The sequence below is a fragment of the Mycobacteroides salmoniphilum genome (genome assembly GCF_004924335.1).
GTDB lineage: Bacteria > Actinomycetota > Actinomycetes > Mycobacteriales > Mycobacteriaceae > Mycobacterium > Mycobacterium salmoniphilum.
Genome location: NZ_CP024633.1, coordinates 4,044,222 through 4,065,462 on the forward strand (window position 1 = coordinate 4,044,222; position 21,241 = coordinate 4,065,462).

A 21,241-nucleotide genomic window follows, 5' to 3' on the forward strand; every position below is an offset into this window, starting at 1 on the left:
TACCGCAGTGGTAGAATTCTCTCCGACAGTAGAGTGCTGCGCCCAGGTACGTCAAGAATGCCAGGAACTGCGCAGCGACACAGGAGGTTTCAGGTTGGCCGAAGATCGAGGTAGGACGTCCCCGCCCACCGAACGCGTCATGGCCGTACTCAATTTCATGGCACAGCACCGCACCGAACGCTTCGGACTCTCCGAATTGGCACGTCGCCTCGGCCTGAGTAAGCCCACCTGCCTGGGCATCGTGACCACCCTTGCCGAATCCGGGTATCTCATCAGGGACGACCGCGACAAAACGTACAGCCTGGGCCCCGCGCTCATCCGCGTCGGCAGAGCAGCCCAGGAGTCGCTGCGCGCCAAGCCCGCGAGCCGGGATCAATTGCTCACGCTTACGCGAGAATTCGGGCATACCGCAGCGCTGTCTGCGGTGGTCAGCGACCGGGTCACCGTGCTGGAAGTGGTCAGCGACCCCGACCACCCCGTGCGGGTCGAGGTCGGCCAGAGCTATCCGTTCACCCCGCCGGTGGGCCTGATGTTCGTGCTCTGGGATACCGATGACACCATCACCTCCTGGCTGGCCAAGGACCCGACCGCGCCCGGCCGCACCGCGGATGAGCGGCTGCGCAAGGTGATCGAGGAATGCCGTGCCGATGGCTACCTTGTCGAACTACTGACACCCGCCGGCCGGCAGCTGTACTCACTCATGGCCGGGGTGCCCGGCGACATCCCCAACGAGCTACGCGCACTGCTCGGGGAGATCGTGTCGGGTATCGGCGAGCGGGTGTACCTGCGCAGCGAGAACTACACCGTGGGCTCGGGGGCAAAGGTGCGCCATCGGGTGAACGTCATGTCGGCGCCGGTCTACGACCACAACGGCAAGCAGGCGATGGTCGCGAGCCTCTATATCGGCGATGACCTCACCGATGCGGAGATCACCGCCCGGGCCAAGGCGCTCGTGCACACCGCGGACGGAATCACCGAACACATCGGCGGCATCAAGCCCGCCTGACGTCGCCCTTCACGCCCCCCTCTCTCTCCTTCCGCCGAGCGTGCGCACCACTGCGCACACTCGGCGGTTTCGTCCGTGCATCCCATTGACACCCAACGAGAACACGTTCTACTCTGGGCTGGACCGAATACGAACCGATACGGTACAGATTTGGACCGAATGGAGTTGTGGAAATGCCGACATCGCCCGATGTTCTTCGCCCAAGAGGCTCATCACCAGCCGAGTCATACGAGTTGTCGCACTTGAATGCCCTGGAAGCGGAGGCGGTCTACATATTCCGCGAAGTCGCAGCAACCTTCGAAAGGCCCGTATTGCTGTTCTCTGGCGGCAAGGATTCGGTCGTCATGCTGCACGTCGCCGCCAAGGCGTTCTGGCCATCCCCGCTGCCCTTCCCCGTCATGCACATCGACACCGGGCACAATTTCGACGAGGTCATTGCCTTCCGCGACGAAACCGTCAGCCGCTACGGCCTGCGTCTGGAGGTCGGCAGCGTGCAGGACGACATCGACTCCGGTGCGGTCGTCGAGGAGACCGGGCCGGGCGCCACTCGTAACCGTCTGCAGACCGCCACCCTGTTGCGCAGCATCAACGAGCACCGCTTCGATGCCGTGTTCGGCGGCGCGCGCCGCGACGAGGAGAAGGCTCGCGCAAAGGAACGGGTGTTCAGCTTCCGCGATGAATTCGGCCAGTGGGACCCCCGCGCACAGCGCCCGGAACTCTGGAACATCTACAACGGCCGCCACCGCAAGGGTGAGCACATCCGGGTGTTCCCGCTGTCCAACTGGACCGAGCTGGACATTTGGCAGTACATCGAATCAGAGAACATCACACTGCCTCCGCTGTACTACGCGCACAAGCGCAATGTGGTGGAGCGTGACGGAATGTTGTTGGCAGACACCAGGTTCCTTACCCTTCAACCAGGCGAGGAGCTTGTCGAGAAGTCGGTTCGGTTCCGGACCATTGGCGATGCCACCTGCACGGGAGCCGTCGAATCCGTCGCGACAACCTCCAGCGCGGTGGTGGAAGAGGTTGCCGCCACCCGTATCACAGAGCGGGGAGCCACCCGCGCCGACGATCGGATCTCCGAGGCCGGTATGGAAGACCGCAAGAAAGAGGGCTACTTCTGATGACCATCGAAACCACCGAGCCGGCCCAGGAGCTCATCCGTATCGCCACCGCGGGCAGCGTCGACGACGGCAAGTCGACCCTCATCGGCCGCCTGCTGTACGACTCGAAGTCGATCTTCGCCGATCAGCTGGCCGCCGTGGAAGCGAGTAGCAGGGCCAAGGGCGAAACACACACCAACCTTGCGCTGCTGACCGACGGCCTGCGCGCCGAACGTGAGCAGGGCATCACGATCGACGTCGCACACCGCTATTTCTCCACGCCCGTGCGTAAATTCATCATCGCCGATACCCCCGGGCACGAGCAGTACACCCGGAACATGGTGACCGGCGCATCCACCGCCGACCTGGCGATCATTCTTGTCGATGCCCGTAATGGCTTGACCCAGCAGACCCGCCGGCATGCATTCATCACCTCACTACTCGGTGTGGAGCACGTGGTGTTGTGCATCAACAAGATGGACCTGGTCGACTGGTCGCCTCAGCGATTCGACGAAATCAAAGAGGAGTTCCGCAGATTCGCCACCAAACTGGAATTGCACGACCTCACGGTCATTCCCGTGTCGGCATTGCTCGGCGACAATATCGTCACCCGGTCCACCAACACACCGTGGTATGAGGGCCCGTCGTTGTTGCATCACATTGAGCAGGTGCACATTTCGTCAGACCGCAATCTCATCGACGCACGGTTCCCCATCCAGTACGTCATCCGCCCTCAGGGCGGCGCAGCGGCACCCGGTGCCGATCGGATCACCGATCTGCACGACTTCCGGGCAGTGGCTGGAACGGTCGCCAGCGGTGTGTTCAAGCCCGGCGATGAGATCGTCGCGCTGCCATCTGGTTTCACCTCAACGGTGTCGGCGATCTGGGGCCCCGGCGGGTCCGTTGTGGACGAGGCATTTGCCGGGAGCGCAGTGAACGTGCAACTGGCCGACCAGCTGGACCTGGGCCGCGGCGACATGCTCTGCCGTCCGAACAACCGGCCACTGGTCGGAGCGCAGGTCGATGCCATGGTGTGCTGGTTCACCGATGTGTCCACACTGTCCGAGGGATCGCGATTCGTGATGCAGCACGCGAATTCGACCGTAAAGGCGGCCATCGCCGGGCTTGACTACCGGCTCGATGTGAACACCCTGCACCGCGATCAAGAGGCAAAAGAGCTGAAGCTCAATGAGATCGGACGCGTGCAGCTACGACTGCAGCGACCGATCATGTTCGACCCCTACCGGCGCAACCGGACCACGGGCAGCTTCATCCTGATCGACGAGGCCACCAACAACACGGTGGCGGCGGGCATGATCTCCGGACCGACACTGCACCAATCCAAGGTGGTCTGGCACTCCTCCGCGGTTTCGCGCGACGAGCGCTCCACCAAGGGTGGCACAATATGGATCACCGGGCTCTCCGCCTCCGGAAAGTCCACCGTGGCTGTCGAATTGGAGCGGCGGCTGGTGGCGATGGGCATCCCCGCCTATCGACTCGATGGCGACAATCTACGACACGGTCTCAACGCCGACCTCGGGTTCTCCGCGGCCGACCGCGCCGAGAACGTGCGCCGCGTCGGTGCCGTCGCCCAGATTCTTGCCGACTCCGGCGTTGTCGCGGTGGCCGCACTCATCAGTCCGTATCAGGCCGATCGGGACAAGATCCGATCCCAGCATGATGTGGCCGGGCTGCCGTTCGTCGAGGTGTTCGTCGACACCCCCGTCGAGATCTGCGAACAGCGTGACCCGAAGGGCATGTACGCCAAGGCGCGTGCCGGCGAGATCAGTGATTTCACCGGAGTCAATGCGCCCTACGAGGCTCCCGCGAAGGCCGAGTTGGTGCTGCGTCCCGACGATGAATCAGAAGGAAACCCGGAGCAGCAGGCAGCCGCAATCCTGGATTACTGGTTGTCGGTTTAGCGCTCGGGCTCCAACTCGTTGACCACAGAGTCCACTACCGCACCCAGATCGCCGTCATGCTCTTCAGCCACGCGCCGCTGGCGCTGATAAGACCCACCGTGGCGGTAGATCTCCTCCACTGCGGCCAGCTCCGTCTCGCATTCCAGCAGCCGCGCGATGGGTTGCAGCCGAGTCAGTAGATCGTCGAGGTCCTCGGTCACCAATCTCTCGTTACTGTCCTCGTCCAGGATGATGACCGCGTCGAGGCCGTAACGCGCACTGCGCCATTTGTTTTCCTGCACATGCCAGGGCGGCATGGTGGGCAGGGATTCCCCCGCCTCCAGCTTGCGATCCAAGTCCACCACCAGGCAATGAGTGAGCGCGACCAGCGCCTCAAGTTCTGCGACATTGGAAATCCCGTCGAAGATCCGAACCTCGACCGTGCCCAGCGCCGGTGAAGGTCTGATATCCCAACGGATTTCATTGAGCTGGTCGATGATTCCGGTCTTCATCTGATCATCGACGAAACCCTCAAACTGCTCCCAGGTCTGAAAGTGGAACGGCAGACCGGCGGTGGGCAGCTGCTGGAACATCATGGCCCGGTTGCTCGCGTACCCGGTATCTTGCCCCTCCCACATCGGGGAGGACGCCGACAGCGCCAAAAGGTGCGGGTAGTAGTTGAGCATCGATGTGACGATCGGCATCACCTTGTGCTTGGAGGAGACACCGACATGCACGTGCACGCCCCAGATCAGCATCTGCCGGCCCCACCATTGGGTGCGGGCGATCAGCTCGTCGTACCGCGGCGCGTCGGTGAGCTGTTGCGCCGACCAGCGGGCGAAGGGATGGGTACCGGCACAGAACAGCTCCATGCCCAGCGAGCGCACGGTCGGCCGCACCGTCGCGAGAGTTGCCTGCAGGTCTTGCATCGCTTCGGCGACCGACCCGCAGATGCCCGTCACCACCTCGATGGTGTTGCGCAGCAGCTCCTTGTGAACGTGCGGAGTCTCACCGATTGCCGCCAATACCGCGGAGGCTTCATTGGTGAGGTCCCTGGTCTGGGCGTCGACGAGCGCGAACTCCCACTCCACCCCCAGCGTGGGCCGCGGTGACCCGCGAAATTCGATCGGACGGGCCACCCTGACGGCTAGCCCGCGTCGATGAGACCGCAGGCAACACGCTTGCCCGCGTCGCCGGTCGACTTCGTGGTGTCATCGGGGCCCGCTGTGCCGTTGGCCTGGGTGTACCGCTCCGGTGGAATGTTGGCGAAGTTGTCCGCCTTCTCGTGGATGATGATCGCGGTGCCGTTGCCAGTGGTCAGATCGTCCTTGGTGAACGAGTCGGCAATGGTAACCAGCTCACCGGAGCCGTCCTTGAGGATATTCAGTGATACCAGGTCGCCGCTGGACGGATGACCGGTATATCCGGGCACATTGAAATGCCCGCCCGCGGACAGGAAGTCGCCCGGGGTGCCGCCGGCCGGCGCGGTGGAGTTGGGCTCGCACTTCTTGAAGGAGTGAATATGCAGTCCATGGAATCCCGGGGTGAGCTTGCCGTTCTCCGTGGTCTTCACCGTGATGGTGGCGTACCCGTCCTGGAAAACGAACTCCGCGGATGCCACCGGGGTGCCGTCGGCGAGCTTGAGCGTGGCATTGAGCTTTTCGCCCGACGGGATCGGCCGCTCGCCTCCTCCATGGCCGCCGTGCTCGCCCGCGGCCGACGGCGCGGTGGAACCTGTCCACACCGGAGGGGTGGTGCCGGGCGTGGTGCTGGCCGGCTGATCCGGGGAGCATCCACTCACGGACAAGGCAACGGCAGCAAGGGTTCCGGCGGCGAGAACGGCGGGCTTAACCATGGGCCTCATCATGCCATCTCTCCTACAGCGCGTAGCACCCAGTGGTAGACCTGAAGTGCTGATCCGTCAGATCAGTCAGATGGCGACAGCGACCACGACACCCGGCGGCTGTTCGACGAGCTCAGGTGCGCGCGGTACGGCTTGAACGCCCAGCACCTTGGCGATTTCGTGGGCGGCTTCTTCTTCTCCGGCAGTCTTGCCGAAGAAGACCGTCGTCACGTTCACCTCGGGCATGGGCAGGTTGCCTACTTCGGCGACCTTCCAGCCTGCGGCCGCGACCTGGTCGGCAGCGCCGCGCGCCAAGTCCGGCACTGAGGTGGTGTTGTAGACACGAACCTCGGGCTTCGGTGCGGGAGGCGGTGTCGTCGACTTAGGGGCCGCAGCGGCGCTGACCGACGTGGACGTCGAGTCCGACGATGCGGACTTATCAGATCCGAGGGCATTGAATCCGACCAGCAGGAAGATCACGCCGAGAAACAGCAGCACCATCACCATGGCACGTAGCGGCAGGCCATGGGAATCGGGTACGCGTTCGTTCATCGTGAATCCACAATACGGTTCGTGGGCGCCAGCACCTATTCAGCCGGCTACGCCGAGACCGCTATGTGACCTCAAACCCCAGGCGGCGTGCCGCGCGGGCCTTCTGACGGCTCGCACGCAGCCTGCGGAGCCGTTTGACCAGCATCGGGTCCGCTGCCAGGGCCTCGTGACGGTCCACCAGGGCATTCAACACCTGGTAGTAGCGGGTGGCCGACATGCCGAACAGCTCCTTGATGGCGTCTTCCTTGGAGCCCGCGTACTTCCACCACTGCCGTTCGAAGGCCAGGATGTCATGCTCGCGCCGGCTCAGACCGGCCGCAATCTCGACTCCGTCCGAGCCGACGGCAGGCGAGTCCTGACCAGCGTCTGCAGCCTTTGACTGCTCAGCTCGCGCCTGGGCGCCGTCCATAAAAGCTCCTGACCCAACCTGGGCGTTCGTTGTCTTGTCTGTGGATCGATCGCGTTCACTGCAACATCAAAAATTACAACACTGTGGTTCGGCGATATTTAACCACGCGCAAACCGCAACTGCGGCTAGCCAACCCCGCGCGTCGGCCGCCAATACCAAGCCGATAGCTTGCCTTCCGTGGCTATTGTTCCTATTTGCATCGTCGGCGACCCGGTGCTGCACACGCCTACCGAGCCCGTCCCGGTCGGTCCCGACGGTTCGCTGCCCGCCGATCTGCCCGAGCTGATCGCGAACATGTACGAGACCATGGACGCCGCCAATGGCGTCGGACTCGCCGCCAACCAGATCGGTGTGCCCCTGCGTCTGTTCGTCTACGACTGCGCGGACACCCGTGGCGGCGGAACCCGCCATCGCGGCGTGGTGATCAACCCCGTCCTGGAAACCTCCGCGATCCCCGAGACCATGCCCGACCCGGACGACGACGAGGAGGGCTGCCTCTCGGTGCCCGGCGAGTCCTTCCCCACCGGGCGCGCGGACTGGGCACGGGTCACCGGTCTGGACGCCGACGGCAAAGAGATCACCCTGGAGGGCAACGATCTGTTCGCGCGCATGCTGCAGCATGAGACCGGACATTTGGACGGCTTCCTCTATATAGACACGCTGATCGGGCGGAACGCCCGGGCGGCCAAGCGCGCGGTCAAGTCAAATGGATGGGGTGTGCCCGGATTGAGTTGGACGCCAGGGCAAGTCGCCGATCCATTCGGGCATTAGGACGGCACTGCACCGTGTCCCTGCCCGAACTCGGAGCGCGGGTGGCCATCCGCAGCCGGCGCCCGGCCGGTTCGGTGCCCCCGTTCACCGACACCGTCGGCGAGTTGGTGTCGACCGATCCGGCGGTGCGGATACTTCATAAATCCGGTGCGGTGGTGGATATTTCATCCGCCGACATCGTATCGGTGCGCGTGCTGCCGCCGGTTCCGGTGCTGAATCGGGACATCAGGTCGGCGCAGCGAGCCGCGGCCTTTGCGTGGCCGGGCATCGAGCACGATTGGGTGGACGGATGGTTCGTCAGAGCCTCAGGGGGACACACACATCGCGGTAACTCCGCTGTACCACTGGAGCATTCGGCATCACCACGCTCGCTCGGCGACGTGGCCGCGTGGTACTCCGAACACCGGCTGCCCACCCTGTTATGCCTGCCCGACCGGTTGATCCACCCGCCGGATGAGCTGGCCACCAGCGGCGAAACCGTGGTGATGGTGCGCGATCTCGGCGCGGCCCGGTCGGAGCCCCTTCCTTCCAAGCCATCCTCTGGTTGGCTTGCCCTGCATGGAGATAACCACCCCCTGACGGTGCAGGTGCTGACGGCGGTGGTCGACGGGATGCTGGGCTTCGCATCCGTCACCGATAACGGTCCCGCGGTCGCCATCGCGCGGGGAGCCGTCACCGAGGGCTGGCTCGGCATCTCCGCGGTGCGGGTGGCCGAGACCCATCGACGTCGCGGGCTGGCGCGGCAGGTGTGTGACGTACTGCTGGGCTGGGGTGCCGCACAGGGTGCCCGTCGTGCGTACGTCCAGGTGCGCGCCGCCAACGCCGCGGCGTTGGCGCTCTATCCGACCTTAGGTTTTGCCGAGCAGCATCGCTACCGGTATGCGCATATCGAGGCTGTCAGCATCGAAAAGTAGGGTGACGTCATGCGATTGGCCACCTGGAATGTGAACTCGATCCGTGCTCGTGCAGACAGGGTGATCTCCTGGCTGGAACGCTCCGGCACCGACGTGCTCGCCATGCAGGAGACCAAGTGCTCCGACAAGCAGTTCCCCATGCAGGCGTTCACCGATGCCGGGTACGAGGTGGCGCACGTGGGTCTTAGCCAGTGGAATGGCGTCGCCATCGCGTCCCGCGTCGGCCTGGACGATGTGACCGTGGGATTCGAGGGTCAGCCCGGATGGGCGTCCGGCGCGGATGTCGAGGAGGCCGCCGAGGCCCGCGCGATCGGCGCCACCTGCAACGGGGTACGGGTGTGGAGCCTGTACGTCCCGAACGGCCGGACGCTGGAGGATCCGCACTACCAGTACAAGCTGCGGTGGCTCTCGGCTTTGCGTGACGAGGCCGCCGGCTGGCTCGCGGCCGATCCCGCAGCACAGGTCGCGCTGGTCGGCGACTGGAACATTGCGCCCACCGACGACGACATCTGGAGCGTCGAGGCCTATCAGGGCAGCACCCATGTGTCCGAACCCGAACGCACCGCGTTCACCGCGATGAACGACGCCGGATTCGCCGATGTGGTGCGCCCGTTCACCCCCGGTCCGGGCGTCTACACATACTGGGATTACACGCAGCTGAGCTTCCCCAAGAAGCGCGGGATGCGCATCGACTTCGTCCTCGGCTCACCGGAGTTCGCCAAACGAGTCGGAGACGCCCACATCGACCGCGAGGAACGCAAAGGCAAAGGCGCGAGCGACCACGCACCCGTCGTCGTCGATCTGGACTGACACCGGCGCGACCTAACCCGCAGCGAATCCTCCCGCGTTACCGTCATGACACTGAGCGACCGAAGGGGTAGCGCATGATGCGCCGGTTCCACGTGTGCGACTGCCTCCCCCAACGGATTCAGCTGGCGCACAACGTGAGCAGTTTGCCCTGATTGACCACGAGCGAGTTACGGTCGTTCTGCGGGGCCCCGGAGTCGGCCGAAATCCTCTGAAACCGACGCCGCCAGATCGAGGTAGGCATCCATAGTCTGCTGTCGGAGCAGCCCGAAATCGATATCGGCGCCCTCGGATAGATGCGGGTCGAATGGAATCGTGTGCACCGATCGGCACCGCGACTCGAAATGCTCGTAGAGCTTGTCGATTTTCAAGTTCGCCGATCCTGGACGCGACGTGCTGAGCACCACATGCGCGCCCCGCACTAACCCCGAATAACCATGCTGCATCAGCCAGTCCAGCGTTGCCGATGCGCTCCGGGCAGCATCCATCGCGGGCGCGCTAACCAACACGATGGTGTGCGCCAGGTCGAGGACTCCCGCCATCGCCGAATGCATGATGCCGGTGCCGCAGTCGGTCAGGATGATGTTGTAGTAGTGCCGCAGAATCTCGACGGTGCGCCGATAGTCGCCCTCACTGAACACCTCCGACACCGCTGGCTCCTGTTCGCTTGCCAAAATTTCCAGCCGACTGGTAGCCATCAGCGTGTGGTTGCGAACATCGGCATAACTGTGAAGATTGGGGTCCGACAACAGGTCGCGCACAGTTGATTGCGTCGACTCGTCGCGGACTCGTTCTGCCAGAGTGCCGCGGTCGGGGTTGGCGTCGACAGCGATGACGCGATCATGTCGCACCATGGCAAGTGCCGACCCCAACCCAAGCGTGGTCGTGGTCTTGCCAACCCCACCCTTGATGGACAGCACGGCGATACGGAAGTCGCCGACGATCGGCTGCCGGATCTGTTCCTCAAGCTCCTGCCGTAGGCGATCCCGACGGGACAGACCAGGGTTGACGTGACCACCCGTGGCCATACGTACCCTGCGTCGCCAGCCGGATTGCGGTGCATTCGGATGCTGCCCCGTCAGCTCCGCTTCCTCTAGTGGCGTGGGCACTCGAAAGGCTTGCGGGGGCCGATAATTCGCCGGAGGCGCAGCTCGGTGTTCCTGCGGCGGCGGTCCAGGCGGCCCGGGATGACCGGCATCCGGACTCGGTTGATGGGCCACCCAGCCCGGCGGAGGGGGTGGAGGCTGGGGTGGACGCCACCCCGGCGGCGGAGGCTGCGGGGGACGCCACCCCGGCGGCGGAGGCTGCGGGGGACGCCACCCCGGCGGCGGAGGCTGGGGTGGACGCCACCCCGGCGGCGGTGGAGGTGGAGGCAATCGCGGGTCCTGCATCGGCGGCTGCGGCGCATCGCGCACTACCGCTTCCGGGGATTCGCCTAACGGCTCCGCGGGCGGCTTTGACGGTGCGGCCTTGTCCGCGTGCTCTCTGCGCAACCGAGAGAATGGGCCATCGTCATCGAACGAAGACGGTTTGTGGGGCCCGAAACGCTCGAACTCCACTGATGTGGCCGCTCCAGGCAATTGCCAGGGCGGCAGCGCCAGCCTCCGGGTAGGCGGGCGCTGCGACTGAACGTCCTCTGCGTCAGCGTCAGGGGAGTCTTCGTCGATGTGTTCCGGGTAGCCCTGGGCAGTCTCGTGATGTTCCGAGAGGCCCTGGGCAACTGCGTCCGACCCTGTTGCGCTGTTGGCATCGACCTCGGACGGCTCGTCCGTCTCGACTTCGCCGCTGTCGAAATCGGGGGGTGACGGGAGATCGTGGACCTCGTCCAACTCCGTTGGATGATCGAATGATAGATCCGGCGCCGGTTCATCATCCCGCTCGGGCTCCGAAGCGGGAGCTGGAGCCTGCTCTGTTGAATCCGATTCAGACGCAGCAGACTGAGACCGCTTCGCCTCCATGGCCGCAAGGAGCGCGGCTGCGCGTTGGTCGATCTCATCGACCGCGGGAACGTCGCCGGATGGTTCCGCCTCTGGCACATCGGAGTCCGCAGCCTGGGTCGGCGGCTCGTCCAGCTGGCTCAAACCATCAGCCTCGGTTGCGGGCTCGGCAACGCTATCCGCAGCGGACTCCCGAGCCCTCGCAACAGCCTCAAGGAGCGCTGCCGCGCGCATTTCGACCTCATCGAGTTCGGGGGCATCGGCCGATGACACACTCTCAGCCGCAACAGGCTCTGGTTCAATCGATTCCGACTCCGCAAGCGGAGCGGGAGGATGCCACGCCGCGACGACATCCTCGACAGGGGCAGGAGCCGCCTCGACCGCCGAAGAAATCTCCGGCACCACAGGCTCCCAAGGCGTATCGACCCGCTCCGACACCGGCTCAGGCACCACAAGCTCAGGCCCAGTAACCGCGATCGCATCGTCGGTCAGTGCGTGCACGGGCGGACTCACCGGCTCATCAACATCAGCGGGCGCAACCCGTTCACTCTCACCCGCAACAGGTTCTGGCTCAATCGATTCCGACTCCACAAGCGGAGCCGGAGGATGCCACGCCGCGACAACGTCCTCAACTGGGGCAGGAGCGGCCTCGAGCGCCGAAAAAATCTCCGGAACCTCAGGCTCCCAAGGCGTATCGACCCTCTCCGACACCGGCTCCGGCGCCACGACCGCATCGTCAGTCTGCGCGTGCACGGGCGGACTCACCGGCTCATCAAGTTCAGGGTTATCGGCCGATGACTTGCTCTCAGCCGCAACAGGTTCTGGTTCAACCGATTCCGACTCCACAAGCGGAGCCGGAGGATGCCACGCCGCGACAACGTCCTCGACTGGGGCAGGAGCGGCCTCGAGCGCCGAAAAAATCTCCGGAACCTCAGGCTCCCAAGGCGTATCGACCCTCTCCGACACCGGCTCAGGCACCACAAACTCAGGCTCAGTAACCGCGATCGTATCGCCGGTCTGCGCTGAATCCACCTCGGCGGCACCCGGACGATCCTCGACCACGTCGTCCCCGGTACCGGGTACCTCGATGTCGTCAACGCGGTCAAGCGCCGATGACGACACCGCCGGCTCCGACACCTCACCCCAGGCCGGAACCTTCATCTCCCAAGGCGTATCGACCTGCTCCGGCACCACAGGCTCAGATACCGACGGAACCACGGCCGAGTCCTCTCCGATGCCGGGTACCTCGGTGTTGTCAACGCGGTCAAGCGCCGATGACGACACCGCCGGCTCCGACACCTCACCCCAGGCCGGAACCTTCATCTCCCAAGGCGTATCCACCTGCTCCGGCACCACAGGCTCAGATACCGACGGAACCACGGCCGAGTCGTCAGTCGCCGTGCGCCGGGGCTGACTCACCGGCCCATCAACGTCGGCAGGCGTAATCACCCCATCCGCCTCAACGTTTTCCACGGTCGTCGTTTCTGGAACAGCGGCCGCCGACGCTTCGACCACCCGATCATCGTCCTCGTCGAGGTCGACGACTTGGGCAGCCTCGCGATCACGGCCAGGCTCGCGTTGATCTTTCTTCTTACTGCCGAGCCCCGACAGTGACCAACGCCGCTCTTTCTCCGGTGGCGGCAGCCACGGGGGACGCGCGATGGATCCCTCGTCCGGCTCCGCCGTGGGCTTGTTCTTAGCCAACGCCCCCCCTTCCAGGTACTGATACCACTCCTAAACCTATGGTAGTGGTGGCCGACGGGCACTCCCAATTCGAGATTGCTACGCCCGCTATCGGTCAGGCAAGACCACGTTTGAGTTAGCCTAAACACAGTGGCCCACATGCCGGGCCGGGCGATGTAGGAGGGCCATGTCCTATCCGTCGGGAAACCAGGGGTACTACACCGCCGCGTATAGCGACAGTTTCGGCACTGATCACAAGCGGCTGTTGCCTCGCTACATGGCACTGGCGGTTCTCGTGCTCGGAGCCGCGTCATATCTACTGAGTTTCGGCCCAATGCCCGAAGGACATCCTGGCGCGTGGGGCGTGCGGTTTGCGGTGCTTGCAGCCCTATTATCGGGCTTCGGGCTGATCCCGCGGCAAGATTCAAACCACCAGGTGATCGCCGTACTGGCGGTGGCCGGGTTCCTCGACGCACTGGCGGCGCTGATCAGCGCCACAAACAGTGGCTGGGCCCTGACGGTGATCGTCGTGATCAACGGGCTGCAGTCCGTGGTGGCCATCGGCGCGCTACTGCAGGCACATCCGGCCGGCGATACGGAACAGGGCTCGCAGGAGGCCTACTCCGAATACTGGGCGCAGATGGCGCAGTACTACAACCAGTACCCGGACCAGAATTCCCAGCCCGCCGAGACAGCGGAGCCATTGCAGCGAGGAGCACACGGGCAAGCGGCAGCACGTGCTGTGCAGCACGCTGCCGACCAGTCGGCCAGCTACTCCGACTACGTCGATAATCAGAATCCTCGGGGCGCGACTGTCGATCGCTACGCGCCCCAGACCTCCCAGCCAGCGCAGACGGGGCTGCCAAGCTTCGCCCGGGCGCCGGGCCAGGCTCCGGTCCAGCGGTACGGAACACAAGGTCAACATGACCCCGGCCCCTCTGCGACCCGGTAAATCTGCACGATGCGCAGGTTTGCGCGCCGAGTTTTGAGTTACCTGCTACTCTCGTGCTAGTTAGGGCCTTCAAGGGGGAGGACAACGTGAATGCTCCTCATCCGGCGAACGCTCATCAGTGCGGTCGGAGTTCAGCAGTACACATTGGAAGCAAAGGAAGGACACCATGGAAACCACCGGTAACGAGCTCGACAATGACAGTGGCCTGGCAGTAAGCCCGGCCGAAGCGATGGCAGCTTTCCAGGTCGCCCGCCAGCATGGCGAGAATGCACACCGCATTTTCCAGGGCATCGAGGATGAGCAGCGCGCGATGGCAGCCAACTGGGGCGGCAACAGCCACGGCACGTACATGAACGCGTCAGCGTCATACAACGATGAGGCCTCTGAGATCACCAAGGGCCTGTTCAACTTCATCACCGTCAGCGAAGAGGGCGTCAAGCAGCTCCAGTCCTCCGACGACGTTTAGCCCACCCAGACCACAACGGATTAAGCAAGGAGACGAACATGTCCGACTCAATTCAGTACGGCAAGGCTGCTTATGGCAACCTTGATGAGCTCGCCAGCCACGGCACGAAGCTCGACGCTGCGACCCAGGAACTGCGCGACGCATTCCGTACGCTGTACAGCGTCTTTGCTGGTCAGGGTGCGGCCGCGGTCGCCGAGGTCGAGACCGCGGTGGGCCTGAACCTGCAGGACTGGATCGCTCGCCACAGCCAGCAGACCCAGAATGCTGTCGATCAGCACGACGCAATGCATGCCCAGGATGCTTCCGTCCGCGATGCCGTGGCCGGTAGCTACGGCGGAGGCCGCGGCCTCTAACGGCTAACATACGGAATTGCCCGCCTCGTTTTACGAGGCGGGCAGTTTTGTTTCCGGGGCGGAGCGGAACAACTTCGCAGCGGTGGCTTCAAAAGCCGCCTCCCACAACGGACCCTGGGTCTCGCCGGCACCCGGAGTTCGATCGTGTGAACTCACCGAGGTGCACGCTAGGATGCGGTCGGAACCACTGCGGCCGGGGGGCGTGGACTGAAACGGAGGGAGCAGCAAATGACCGAGTCGAGGTTCCCGAGCCCTGCAGCCGGCGCGGCGTTGATGAGCGCGATCCACACCGCCGCCACCGATGCCGGTCTCGGCGCCCACGCCGGCGGCTACCTGTGGCGCCAATCGTGGTTTTCGGTGCCGTTCGCAGGTTTTTTCGGACTGCTGGGCCTGTACCTGGCTATGACGCCCGGCGCGCACCTCATCGGCGTGATCGTTTTAGTCCCCGCCCTGCTGGGCCTGGTGTCGTTCGTGCGGGGCCGCATTCGCATGGCCAAGGGGGATCGTCGGTTGGATCTGTTCGAGCGCGGCGCCATCGTGACCAATCGCGAGCAGGACATCGCGGTGTTCCGGTACGCCACCGCGCGAGTGACACGGGACATCGTCCGACGGACCAGCTCGATGGGCAGCGCCATGGAGTACAGCTACACCCTGAGAGAACCGGGCGGCCCGAAGGTGTTCGCCAACGGCGGAACAAGGCTGCACAGCGGTTTTGATGGTCCCGCCGAATGGGGTCCAGCCATTGTCAGCGGAATCGCCAACACCCAGCTACCCGCTGCGCGTCAGGCGATCGCGGCCGGAAACCGTCTCGATTTCGGCCCGGTCTGGCTCAGTGCAACGGAAATGGGGGACATTCTCCACACCTGGCGGTGGCCGGAAATCGCCACGATCTGGATCAACAACAACGTCAACAAGGGTCACGTCGAGCTGTTCTTGCGGGTAAAACCCAAAAAGGCGGTGATGGTCGAGGCGGCAAAGCGTGTCGAGAACCTAGCCATATTTATGACTCTGGCCGAGGAACTGATCGCGTCCGGATGAGTCAGCGCGCACACCGTCTGCCAGCCCGGTGATGCGGCCGAAGCTTCTTCAACGGTCACGCCGGTCATCTCTTCCGAGAACCCTCGTTCGATCAGTTGCCGGTATCGAGGGTGGTGTTCATCGGGTCAGGCCGGTAGAGCTGCACAACGTCAGTGGCTCCGGAAGCCAGCTAGTTGGCCAGGCCGAGATCGGAACGACCGATGATCACCCAGTCGTCATTGTCATTAACAATATGAATACCCTCTAGGGCCGGAGTACTCGCAACCATGCCGACGATGGCCCGCCAATCCATCTCGCCATAGACATAACCGGGCCGACTCCGGCTCGTATAGGCCTGCACGAGGTTGTCGACGCCACCAGCTGAGGAGGTGACCAGCGTCGGCTGTCCGGATCTCGCCGATTCCGGAGTCAGACGTACGAACAGCTGTGTTTCGCTGAGCTGGGATTCGAGTGAGGTGAACGGTTGTGCCTGCGGTTCGTTCGCAATTTTGGCGATCCGCGCGTCGAGTGTCGTCGCCGACTCGGGCGGCAAAATACCCAGGATGACCGCGATCTGGCTCTTGCGGATCGGTACGCGGCTTCCGGCATCATTCTTGATGATCACCCACTGCACCGGCGGAATTTCTGCGGCCAGTTCCAAAACCTGGCGCCACGGCGCTCCGGCATACTCTTTCCATAGTTCAGGATTGGCTCTAGAGGTAAAGACTTCCAGGGCATGGGTGCCGTCGGCCAGCTCGAGCAACGGCGTCTTGATCTGCGGTTGTCCGTCGACCTCTTCGACATCCAATGAGTAGAAGATCTCGTGTTCGTTGAGGGCAATCACGAGATCGCTGACCAACGACGCATCCTGCTGCCCCGCGGCCCGGGTGACGAGGTCTTCAATCTCTGCTGCGGTACGCACGTCAATTCCTTCCCGGACACGCCGGCATCGACGCGGATATCTGCTCGATGATACCGCCATCGGAGACTGAATACGGTGCAGCCGATCGCGGCCTCACCGTTCAGTCGGTTGGCGGGCGGACCACGGCGGTCGCGTCGAGTTGTGCCATCGCCTCGGCCATGTCGAAAGCGTCAGGGACAACCTCACCAAACAGCCGGAGCAGGTGGCCCGGCGTCGCAATGCCCGACTCTGCCGCGAAAATCAGGGCGGTGGCAGCCGCAGTCCGATCGGACAACGCGACACCGATGTCTCTCAATAGCTCTACCGCAGCAGCGGCGGTATCGTTCGCCGTCCATACCTCGGGCATCCCGGCGACAAGGTCGTCTTTAGGACTCCATGAACGGCCATTGTCGTTCAGCCCGACCGCCTCTGGTAGCTCACTGCGATACCAGTGCTGGCCGTCGAACCAATAGCAAAACGACAACATGCCCCGTGCCGCACGAGGATCCAGGTACAGGTTGTGCACCCAGGTGGGTGCCCCTTGGTACAGATCCGGCCACGAGATAGCGCCCCGATAAGCCGCCGACAGTAAGGGTGAATCGTTGCGGCCACCCGAGAGCACCGCTCGACCGCCGGGTAACCGCGCCAATGTACATCCGCCGCTATCACCTTGATGCACTTGGTATGTGGGGTCGCAGCGTGGTCCCACTGCAGAATCGGAGCCGCGACACACCGCCGCCAATACCGCGGTGCGTGCCCACAGCAACGGCAGAGCTGGGATTTCGTCATCGGCTTCACGGGCGCCACGGACCCCGTCGTCGGCTTGCTGGAAGGCAACGCCCGCAGGGCGCAGCTGGCGGCCCTCGTTGCCCATATGCGCCAGCAGCCACACTGGCGGGCGATCACGCGGATACTGCTGGAAGTCGCGCAGATACGCATCAGCGGGCAGTAGTTGGCTGGGTGGGAGTTCGGCGTCGCCATAATCCGGGGCCGCACTGTAATTACCGTTGCTATCGCAATCGATTAAGAACCGCAGCCACGGCCCATCTCGACCAACAGTCACTAGCCGATGCTCACGCATGGGCTGCATCATCTTCGAGGTCGCCGGAATCGTGACGCTGCCGTCGGCAGTCACGGCGACGGCCTGGGCGATCTCTTCCCCACCGGCCATGCTGAATGCGGCGTGCACCGTCTGCCAGCCCGGTGACGCGGCTAACACCAGCGCTTCCAGCACTTTCTCGATTAGCGCTCGGCTGTCTGCGCCCATAGTTTCCTCGACAGTCACGCGGACGCCTCTTCCAAGAACCCTCGTTCGACGAGTTGTCGGAAGGTGGGGGTTTGACCGTCGGGCGCGATGAACACGTATTGGGTGCCCCCACCGGGGCCGGCTGCTTCGCCTGCAATCTCGGATCTTTCGATTCGCCAGCCGGGTGGCAGTCCCTTGTCGGCACGCACTGTGAACGTACGGTGTTTGGCCTGGAACAGGTCTCGGGGAATCGCACGTTCGCGACGGGGGGTGGCCGTCGGTGTCAACGCGGTTCGGTCTCGCCATCCGAGGCCGTCGTCGAGTCTTAGTCCATCGAGTTCGTCGATCTCGGAGTCAGCGAGGTTGTGGATAGTTCCTTGCACCGCATAGCGTTTGACCACATCGCGGCGGCGGGGGGTGACGTATAGCTTCGCATTTTCAAACCAAGTGTCGATGACGGTTGCGATGGCCCACCAGGATGCGCCGCCGATGGCCAGGGTGATCCACGGGTAATAGAACGTGATGCCAGGGTTTCGCCAGGCCAACACGATGCCGATGAGGTATTCGGTAACGACCACCACCGGGGGAAGGATGACGGCGACGACGACCAGGTAGGACTGAATCGCCGGGGAGTCCTTGTGGACTGCATCACCCATAAGTATGGCAAACGGTGCGATGCTGATGACCACCGCGACTCCAATGAGCACGGCGACGAATCCGGCGATGGTCAGCACGGTATCGAGGGTGGGACTCATCCGGTCACACCGGCAAGGCGAAGTTGGTCATGCGCGGCCCGCAGGTCGACGTTGGGGCAGCCAGCGAACACAGCGGTGAGTAGATCTGGGGTAACAGTGCGAGCCTCTGCTGCGGCCAACAGTTGCCCGCAGGCCCATTCGGCACCCGAGCCGACCACGGTCGTCATGGCAGCAATGCATTCCTTGGGGGTCCAGATCGGCGGCAACGGGTCGTCGAGTTCGTCGAAGGTGTCGGTGTCTCCGCGCCACCACTGCCCCTCGGTCCACCAATAGCAAAAACTCAGCAGTCCGTTTTGGTTGCGGCTGTTGAGCACCGTGTCGTTGACCCAGTCCGGGGCGCCGCGATACAAGTCTGGCAGTGGTTGGTGTCGTTGGTAGGCTGCGGCGAGTAGCGGTGAGTTCCATCGCCCACCCGAAAGTACTGCCCGCTGAGCGGGCAGTAGATACAGGGTGGAGCCGCTGCGTGCATCGGATTCGTACCAGGCGACACCGGCGTCGATCCGCGGGCCCCACTGCGAGCGGGCTCCGCTGTATACCGCGGCCAGCACGGCCCAACGGATGAACGTCTGCGGTAGGGGTTCGATGTCGTCGGTGTTGACGCCGTGTCGACCGGCAGCGGTATCGGCGACCGCGTCTGCTGCGGCTTGGGCCGGTGTGCGGCCTTGGGCAGCTGGCCCAGCCATATAGCCAGCCAGCCAAATCGGCACTTGAGGGCGCGGGTAAGTGGCGATATCGGCGCGGTAGTTCTCGGCCGGTTGTAGCTGGTCATCGGGAAAAGGCTGGTCGCCGTAGTCGTAGCTGACCTGTAGCTGACCCTGATTGGTCACCTTCAGCAGTAGCCGCCACCATGGTCCAGCCGACATCTGCGCACTCACGTCGCGTTGTTGGGCAACCTGCGCCATGATCGACGCGGGCACCGTCACCGGCTGCGATCCCTCGGCCGTGATGAACCCGCAGGTGGCACTGCCTGCCCGGATCGTCAACGCAAACACCGCGGTGAACTCCAACCACCCCGGCGGGCCCAACGCCGCGACGTCCCGGACGATCGGGTCGACCATCGCCGAAGCCTGCGACCCGACCTCCGCGTCATGGGCGGCCGTGCCGGGATCAGAGGCCCCGTCGTCGACGAACGAAACGCCGCGCACCGCGGGCCGGCCGTCGGCAGCTTCGGGGGGACGCCCGTCAGGGCTTTCATAATCAGATGGCACAGTACCGCTCCCCTCGCCTGATCAGGCATGATCTGCTGATCAACCCTTCGTGGTCACCTGCAATTTTCATCTGCACGTCGTCGTCCAGGTTGCGATACGACAGCGGGATCTCCCTCAGGTAGCCAGCGTTCGCCAAGTCTACAAGCGAGTACGGGAAGTAATGCTGAATGCCACCACCCCGCCGCGGGTGCGACCCGACCGGGTTTATCTGAACAACGAGGAGTAAGTGATCGTCTGCTCCGCGCAGCAGTTCACTAGCCAGAACTGATGGTGGCGATAATGACCTCGAGGAGTTGACGAGCCTGATCGGTGCCGCTCCAGGAACCGCTGACTTGAACGTCGATGATGACGGTGTCGCAGGCGGCCAGCGCGCGTTGCACGGCCCAGCCGCCACCGTCCTCTTGAGTGCGGCGGATCGCCAGCGTCGGCCCGGTGTTACTCAAGGGTCCGAACAGCCACGAACTGTCCCGCTCGCCGTGGCGGTAGGTGACAGTGCAGCTCGCAGCGGCAGCCCACAGCTGTGCCTGGGTGCGTTGCGCCTCCGTCGCCGCCGCAGCAGACGGGAAGTCGATGACCGCCTCGATAATTTGCGCAGCCGAGGTACCGGGGCGGCCATCGGTGTTTTCGATCAGGGTATGAATTCGCGTCCCAGTCCACCCGCTCTGGCGGTAGGCGGCCAGCTGCGCCGGGATGAATGCAGCCAGGCAATCCCGGGCTGTTAGACATGCCGAATCGTCGAGCAGAGCGTCGCTGGACTCCGAAAGTTCCATGCTGGACACGCCAAGTAGTACGGCGGCCTGCGCGGGCGTCACGAGGAACTCGTCGAGTTTGCGTTTCGGCCATATCTTCAAGCGGCCGACCACGACGAATGACAGAAAGACGGCACCGATCAAGGAAAGCAGCACACCGAACCCGATTTGGACTTTGGCGCCGTGGTGTTCGTAAGCCAGCTGAGCGTCGTAGTCGTTTTCCCGGTGAACGCGGTATTCGTTAATCTGGCAAGTATCGCCGCGGCTCATGGCGACGCCGTAGCAGTAGGGCTGATCGCGGTGCAGACCATCCAGACCCCAATGTATAAGCGCGATTCCCAGGGGCAACGCGCCAAAGAGGAAAACCCAAACCACGACGGTGACTATGGCGACGAGGACCGGGGAGGGTGTGCGTTCGTTACCCGACGACATCACCGCAGCCTAGCTGTCGGCGGACGGCACATCCGGCCCGAGCGTAGACGGATTCGAAGTCCGGTTGCCAGGCTCCAGTGGTGGTGCCGGCCGCGCATGGATTCACCTCGATAACGCATTCCATCACGCAGGCACCTCCGCCGCTTACGGGCAAGCCGTCCGACCGCGAAATACGCTTCGTCACAAATTCAAATTTCCCTTGCCGGACAGCCACTACGTGCATCTACATGTCA

Annotated in this window: 20 protein-coding genes; 10 read left to right on the top strand and 10 right to left on the bottom strand. The window is 63.8% G+C overall.

From position 1 onward, the window contains the following. The first annotated feature begins 94 nt into the window (after positions 1-94). The 3 genes from DSM43276_RS20120 (at position 95) to cysC (ending at position 4,034) form a co-directional block, all read left to right on the top strand. A complete protein-coding gene (locus DSM43276_RS20120; protein WP_078328096.1) occupies positions 95-1,006 on the top strand; it encodes an IclR family transcriptional regulator in 912 nt (303 codons plus the stop codon). Between the two features lie 173 nt (positions 1,007-1,179). After that, positions 1,180-2,133: a sulfate adenylyltransferase subunit CysD gene (gene cysD, locus DSM43276_RS20125; RefSeq protein ID WP_078328097.1), complete on the top strand. Its 954-nt coding sequence runs from the start codon at positions 1,180-1,182 to the stop codon at positions 2,131-2,133. Continuing rightward, a complete protein-coding gene (gene cysC, locus DSM43276_RS20130) occupies positions 2,133-4,034 on the top strand; it encodes an adenylyl-sulfate kinase (RefSeq protein ID WP_078328098.1) in 1,902 nt (633 codons plus the stop codon). Before cysD ends, cysC begins: the two co-directional genes overlap by 1 nt. On the opposite strand, the gene DSM43276_RS20135 is transcribed toward cysC, so the two are convergent. The 4 genes from DSM43276_RS20135 to DSM43276_RS20150 form a co-directional block, all read right to left on the bottom strand. Continuing rightward, positions 4,031-5,152: a glutamate--cysteine ligase gene (locus DSM43276_RS20135; RefSeq protein WP_078328099.1), complete on the bottom strand. Its 1,122-nt coding sequence runs from the start codon at positions 5,150-5,152 to the stop codon at positions 4,031-4,033. The genes cysC and DSM43276_RS20135 overlap by 4 nt on opposite strands. Before the next feature lie 8 nt (positions 5,153-5,160). Continuing rightward, entirely contained in the window at positions 5,161-5,880 is a 720-nt protein-coding gene (sodC, locus tag DSM43276_RS20140) for a superoxide dismutase[Cu-Zn] (protein ID WP_078328100.1), read from the bottom strand. 63 nt (positions 5,881-5,943) lie between these two features. Beyond that, positions 5,944-6,408: a LytR C-terminal domain-containing protein gene (locus tag DSM43276_RS20145; RefSeq protein ID WP_078328101.1), complete on the bottom strand. Its 465-nt coding sequence runs from the start codon at positions 6,406-6,408 to the stop codon at positions 5,944-5,946. Between the two features lie 61 nt (positions 6,409-6,469). Next, positions 6,470-6,817 carry a DUF3263 domain-containing protein gene (locus DSM43276_RS20150; RefSeq protein WP_078301118.1) on the bottom strand — a complete coding sequence of 116 codons (348 nt, stop codon included), beginning with the start codon at positions 6,815-6,817 and terminating at the stop codon, positions 6,470-6,472. Positions 6,818-6,994: 177 nt separating this feature from the next. On the opposite strand from DSM43276_RS20150, the gene DSM43276_RS20155 reads away from it, so the two are divergent. Genes DSM43276_RS20155 through DSM43276_RS20165 form a run of 3 tightly spaced genes read left to right on the top strand, consistent with a single transcriptional unit; the run spans position 6,995 to position 9,312 of the window. Continuing rightward, complete coding sequence (locus tag DSM43276_RS20155) at positions 6,995-7,588, top strand: peptide deformylase (RefSeq protein ID WP_078328102.1); 594 nt, start codon at positions 6,995-6,997, stop codon at positions 7,586-7,588. A gap of 14 nt (positions 7,589-7,602) precedes the next feature. Next, complete coding sequence (locus DSM43276_RS20160; protein ID WP_109555892.1) at positions 7,603-8,502, top strand: N-acetylglutamate synthase, CG3035 family; 900 nt, start codon at positions 7,603-7,605, stop codon at positions 8,500-8,502. A gap of 9 nt (positions 8,503-8,511) precedes the next feature. Next, on the top strand, positions 8,512-9,312 hold the full coding sequence (locus DSM43276_RS20165) for an exodeoxyribonuclease III (RefSeq protein WP_078328103.1): 801 nt from the start codon (positions 8,512-8,514) through the stop codon (positions 9,310-9,312). Positions 9,313-9,479: 167 nt separating this feature from the next. Here DSM43276_RS20165 and DSM43276_RS20170 read toward each other — a convergent pair whose 3' ends face one another. Further along, positions 9,480-12,908, bottom strand: a complete 3,429-nt coding sequence (locus DSM43276_RS20170) for a nucleotide-binding protein (protein WP_078328142.1) — start codon at positions 12,906-12,908, stop codon at positions 9,480-9,482. Positions 12,909-13,116: 208 nt separating this feature from the next. Between DSM43276_RS20170 and DSM43276_RS20175 the strand changes: the two genes are divergently transcribed. The 4 genes from DSM43276_RS20175 (at position 13,117) to DSM43276_RS20190 (ending at position 15,738) form a co-directional block, all read left to right on the top strand. Beyond that, a complete protein-coding gene (locus DSM43276_RS20175) occupies positions 13,117-13,881 on the top strand; it encodes a DUF5336 domain-containing protein (RefSeq protein WP_078328104.1) in 765 nt (254 codons plus the stop codon). A gap of 166 nt (positions 13,882-14,047) precedes the next feature. Then, on the top strand, positions 14,048-14,347 hold the full coding sequence (locus DSM43276_RS20180) for a hypothetical protein (RefSeq protein ID WP_078328105.1): 300 nt from the start codon (positions 14,048-14,050) through the stop codon (positions 14,345-14,347). Between the two features lie 38 nt (positions 14,348-14,385). Continuing rightward, a complete protein-coding gene (locus tag DSM43276_RS20185) occupies positions 14,386-14,700 on the top strand; it encodes a hypothetical protein (RefSeq protein WP_078328106.1) in 315 nt (104 codons plus the stop codon). Between the two features lie 228 nt (positions 14,701-14,928). Beyond that, positions 14,929-15,738: a DUF6585 family protein gene (locus tag DSM43276_RS20190; protein WP_078328107.1), complete on the top strand. Its 810-nt coding sequence runs from the start codon at positions 14,929-14,931 to the stop codon at positions 15,736-15,738. A gap of 169 nt (positions 15,739-15,907) precedes the next feature. On the opposite strand, the gene DSM43276_RS20195 is transcribed toward DSM43276_RS20190, so the two are convergent. The 5 genes from DSM43276_RS20195 to DSM43276_RS20215 form a co-directional block, all read right to left on the bottom strand. Then, positions 15,908-16,639: a hypothetical protein gene (locus DSM43276_RS20195; protein ID WP_078328108.1), complete on the bottom strand. Its 732-nt coding sequence runs from the start codon at positions 16,637-16,639 to the stop codon at positions 15,908-15,910. Positions 16,640-16,739: 100 nt separating this feature from the next. After that, entirely contained in the window at positions 16,740-17,903 is a 1,164-nt protein-coding gene (locus tag DSM43276_RS20200) for a hypothetical protein (RefSeq protein ID WP_136629130.1), read from the bottom strand. Continuing rightward, positions 17,900-18,619, bottom strand: coding sequence for a glycohydrolase toxin TNT-related protein (locus DSM43276_RS20205; RefSeq protein WP_078328110.1), 720 nt, complete (start codon positions 18,617-18,619; stop codon positions 17,900-17,902). Before DSM43276_RS20205 ends, DSM43276_RS20200 begins: the two co-directional genes overlap by 4 nt. Beyond that, complete coding sequence (locus DSM43276_RS20210; RefSeq protein WP_136629131.1) at positions 18,616-19,827, bottom strand: hypothetical protein; 1,212 nt, start codon at positions 19,825-19,827, stop codon at positions 18,616-18,618. Before DSM43276_RS20210 ends, DSM43276_RS20205 begins: the two co-directional genes overlap by 4 nt. A 254-nt stretch (positions 19,828-20,081) precedes the next feature. Further along, positions 20,082-20,846: a sensor domain-containing protein gene (locus DSM43276_RS20215; protein ID WP_157896008.1), complete on the bottom strand. Its 765-nt coding sequence runs from the start codon at positions 20,844-20,846 to the stop codon at positions 20,082-20,084. Positions 20,847-21,241 lie beyond the last annotated feature (395 nt).

What these genes read in the sequence shown, in the direction of transcription:
- DSM43276_RS20215 (WP_157896008.1), bottom strand. Translation starts at nt 20,846, where the DNA reads ATGAGCCGCGGCGATACTTGCCAGATTAACGAATACCGCGTTCACCGG.
- DSM43276_RS20185 (WP_078328106.1), top strand. Translation starts at nt 14,386, where the DNA reads ATGTCCGACTCAATTCAGTACGGCAAGGCTGCTTATGGCAACCTTGAT.
- DSM43276_RS20165 (WP_078328103.1), top strand. Translation starts at nt 8,512, where the DNA reads ATGCGATTGGCCACCTGGAATGTGAACTCGATCCGTGCTCGTGCAGAC.
- DSM43276_RS20150 (WP_078301118.1), bottom strand. Translation starts at nt 6,817, where the DNA reads ATGGACGGCGCCCAGGCGCGAGCTGAGCAGTCAAAGGCTGCAGACGCT.
- DSM43276_RS20175 (WP_078328104.1), top strand. Translation starts at nt 13,117, where the DNA reads ATGTCCTATCCGTCGGGAAACCAGGGGTACTACACCGCCGCGTATAGC.
- cysC (WP_078328098.1), top strand. Translation starts at nt 2,133, where the DNA reads ATGACCATCGAAACCACCGAGCCGGCCCAGGAGCTCATCCGTATCGCC.
- sodC (WP_078328100.1), bottom strand. Translation starts at nt 5,880, where the DNA reads ATGATGAGGCCCATGGTTAAGCCCGCCGTTCTCGCCGCCGGAACCCTT.
- DSM43276_RS20180 (WP_078328105.1), top strand. Translation starts at nt 14,048, where the DNA reads ATGGAAACCACCGGTAACGAGCTCGACAATGACAGTGGCCTGGCAGTA.
- DSM43276_RS20205 (WP_078328110.1), bottom strand. Translation starts at nt 18,619, where the DNA reads ATGAGTCCCACCCTCGATACCGTGCTGACCATCGCCGGATTCGTCGCC.
- cysD (WP_078328097.1), top strand. Translation starts at nt 1,180, where the DNA reads ATGCCGACATCGCCCGATGTTCTTCGCCCAAGAGGCTCATCACCAGCC.
- DSM43276_RS20145 (WP_078328101.1), bottom strand. Translation starts at nt 6,408, where the DNA reads ATGAACGAACGCGTACCCGATTCCCATGGCCTGCCGCTACGTGCCATG.
- DSM43276_RS20190 (WP_078328107.1), top strand. Translation starts at nt 14,929, where the DNA reads ATGACCGAGTCGAGGTTCCCGAGCCCTGCAGCCGGCGCGGCGTTGATG.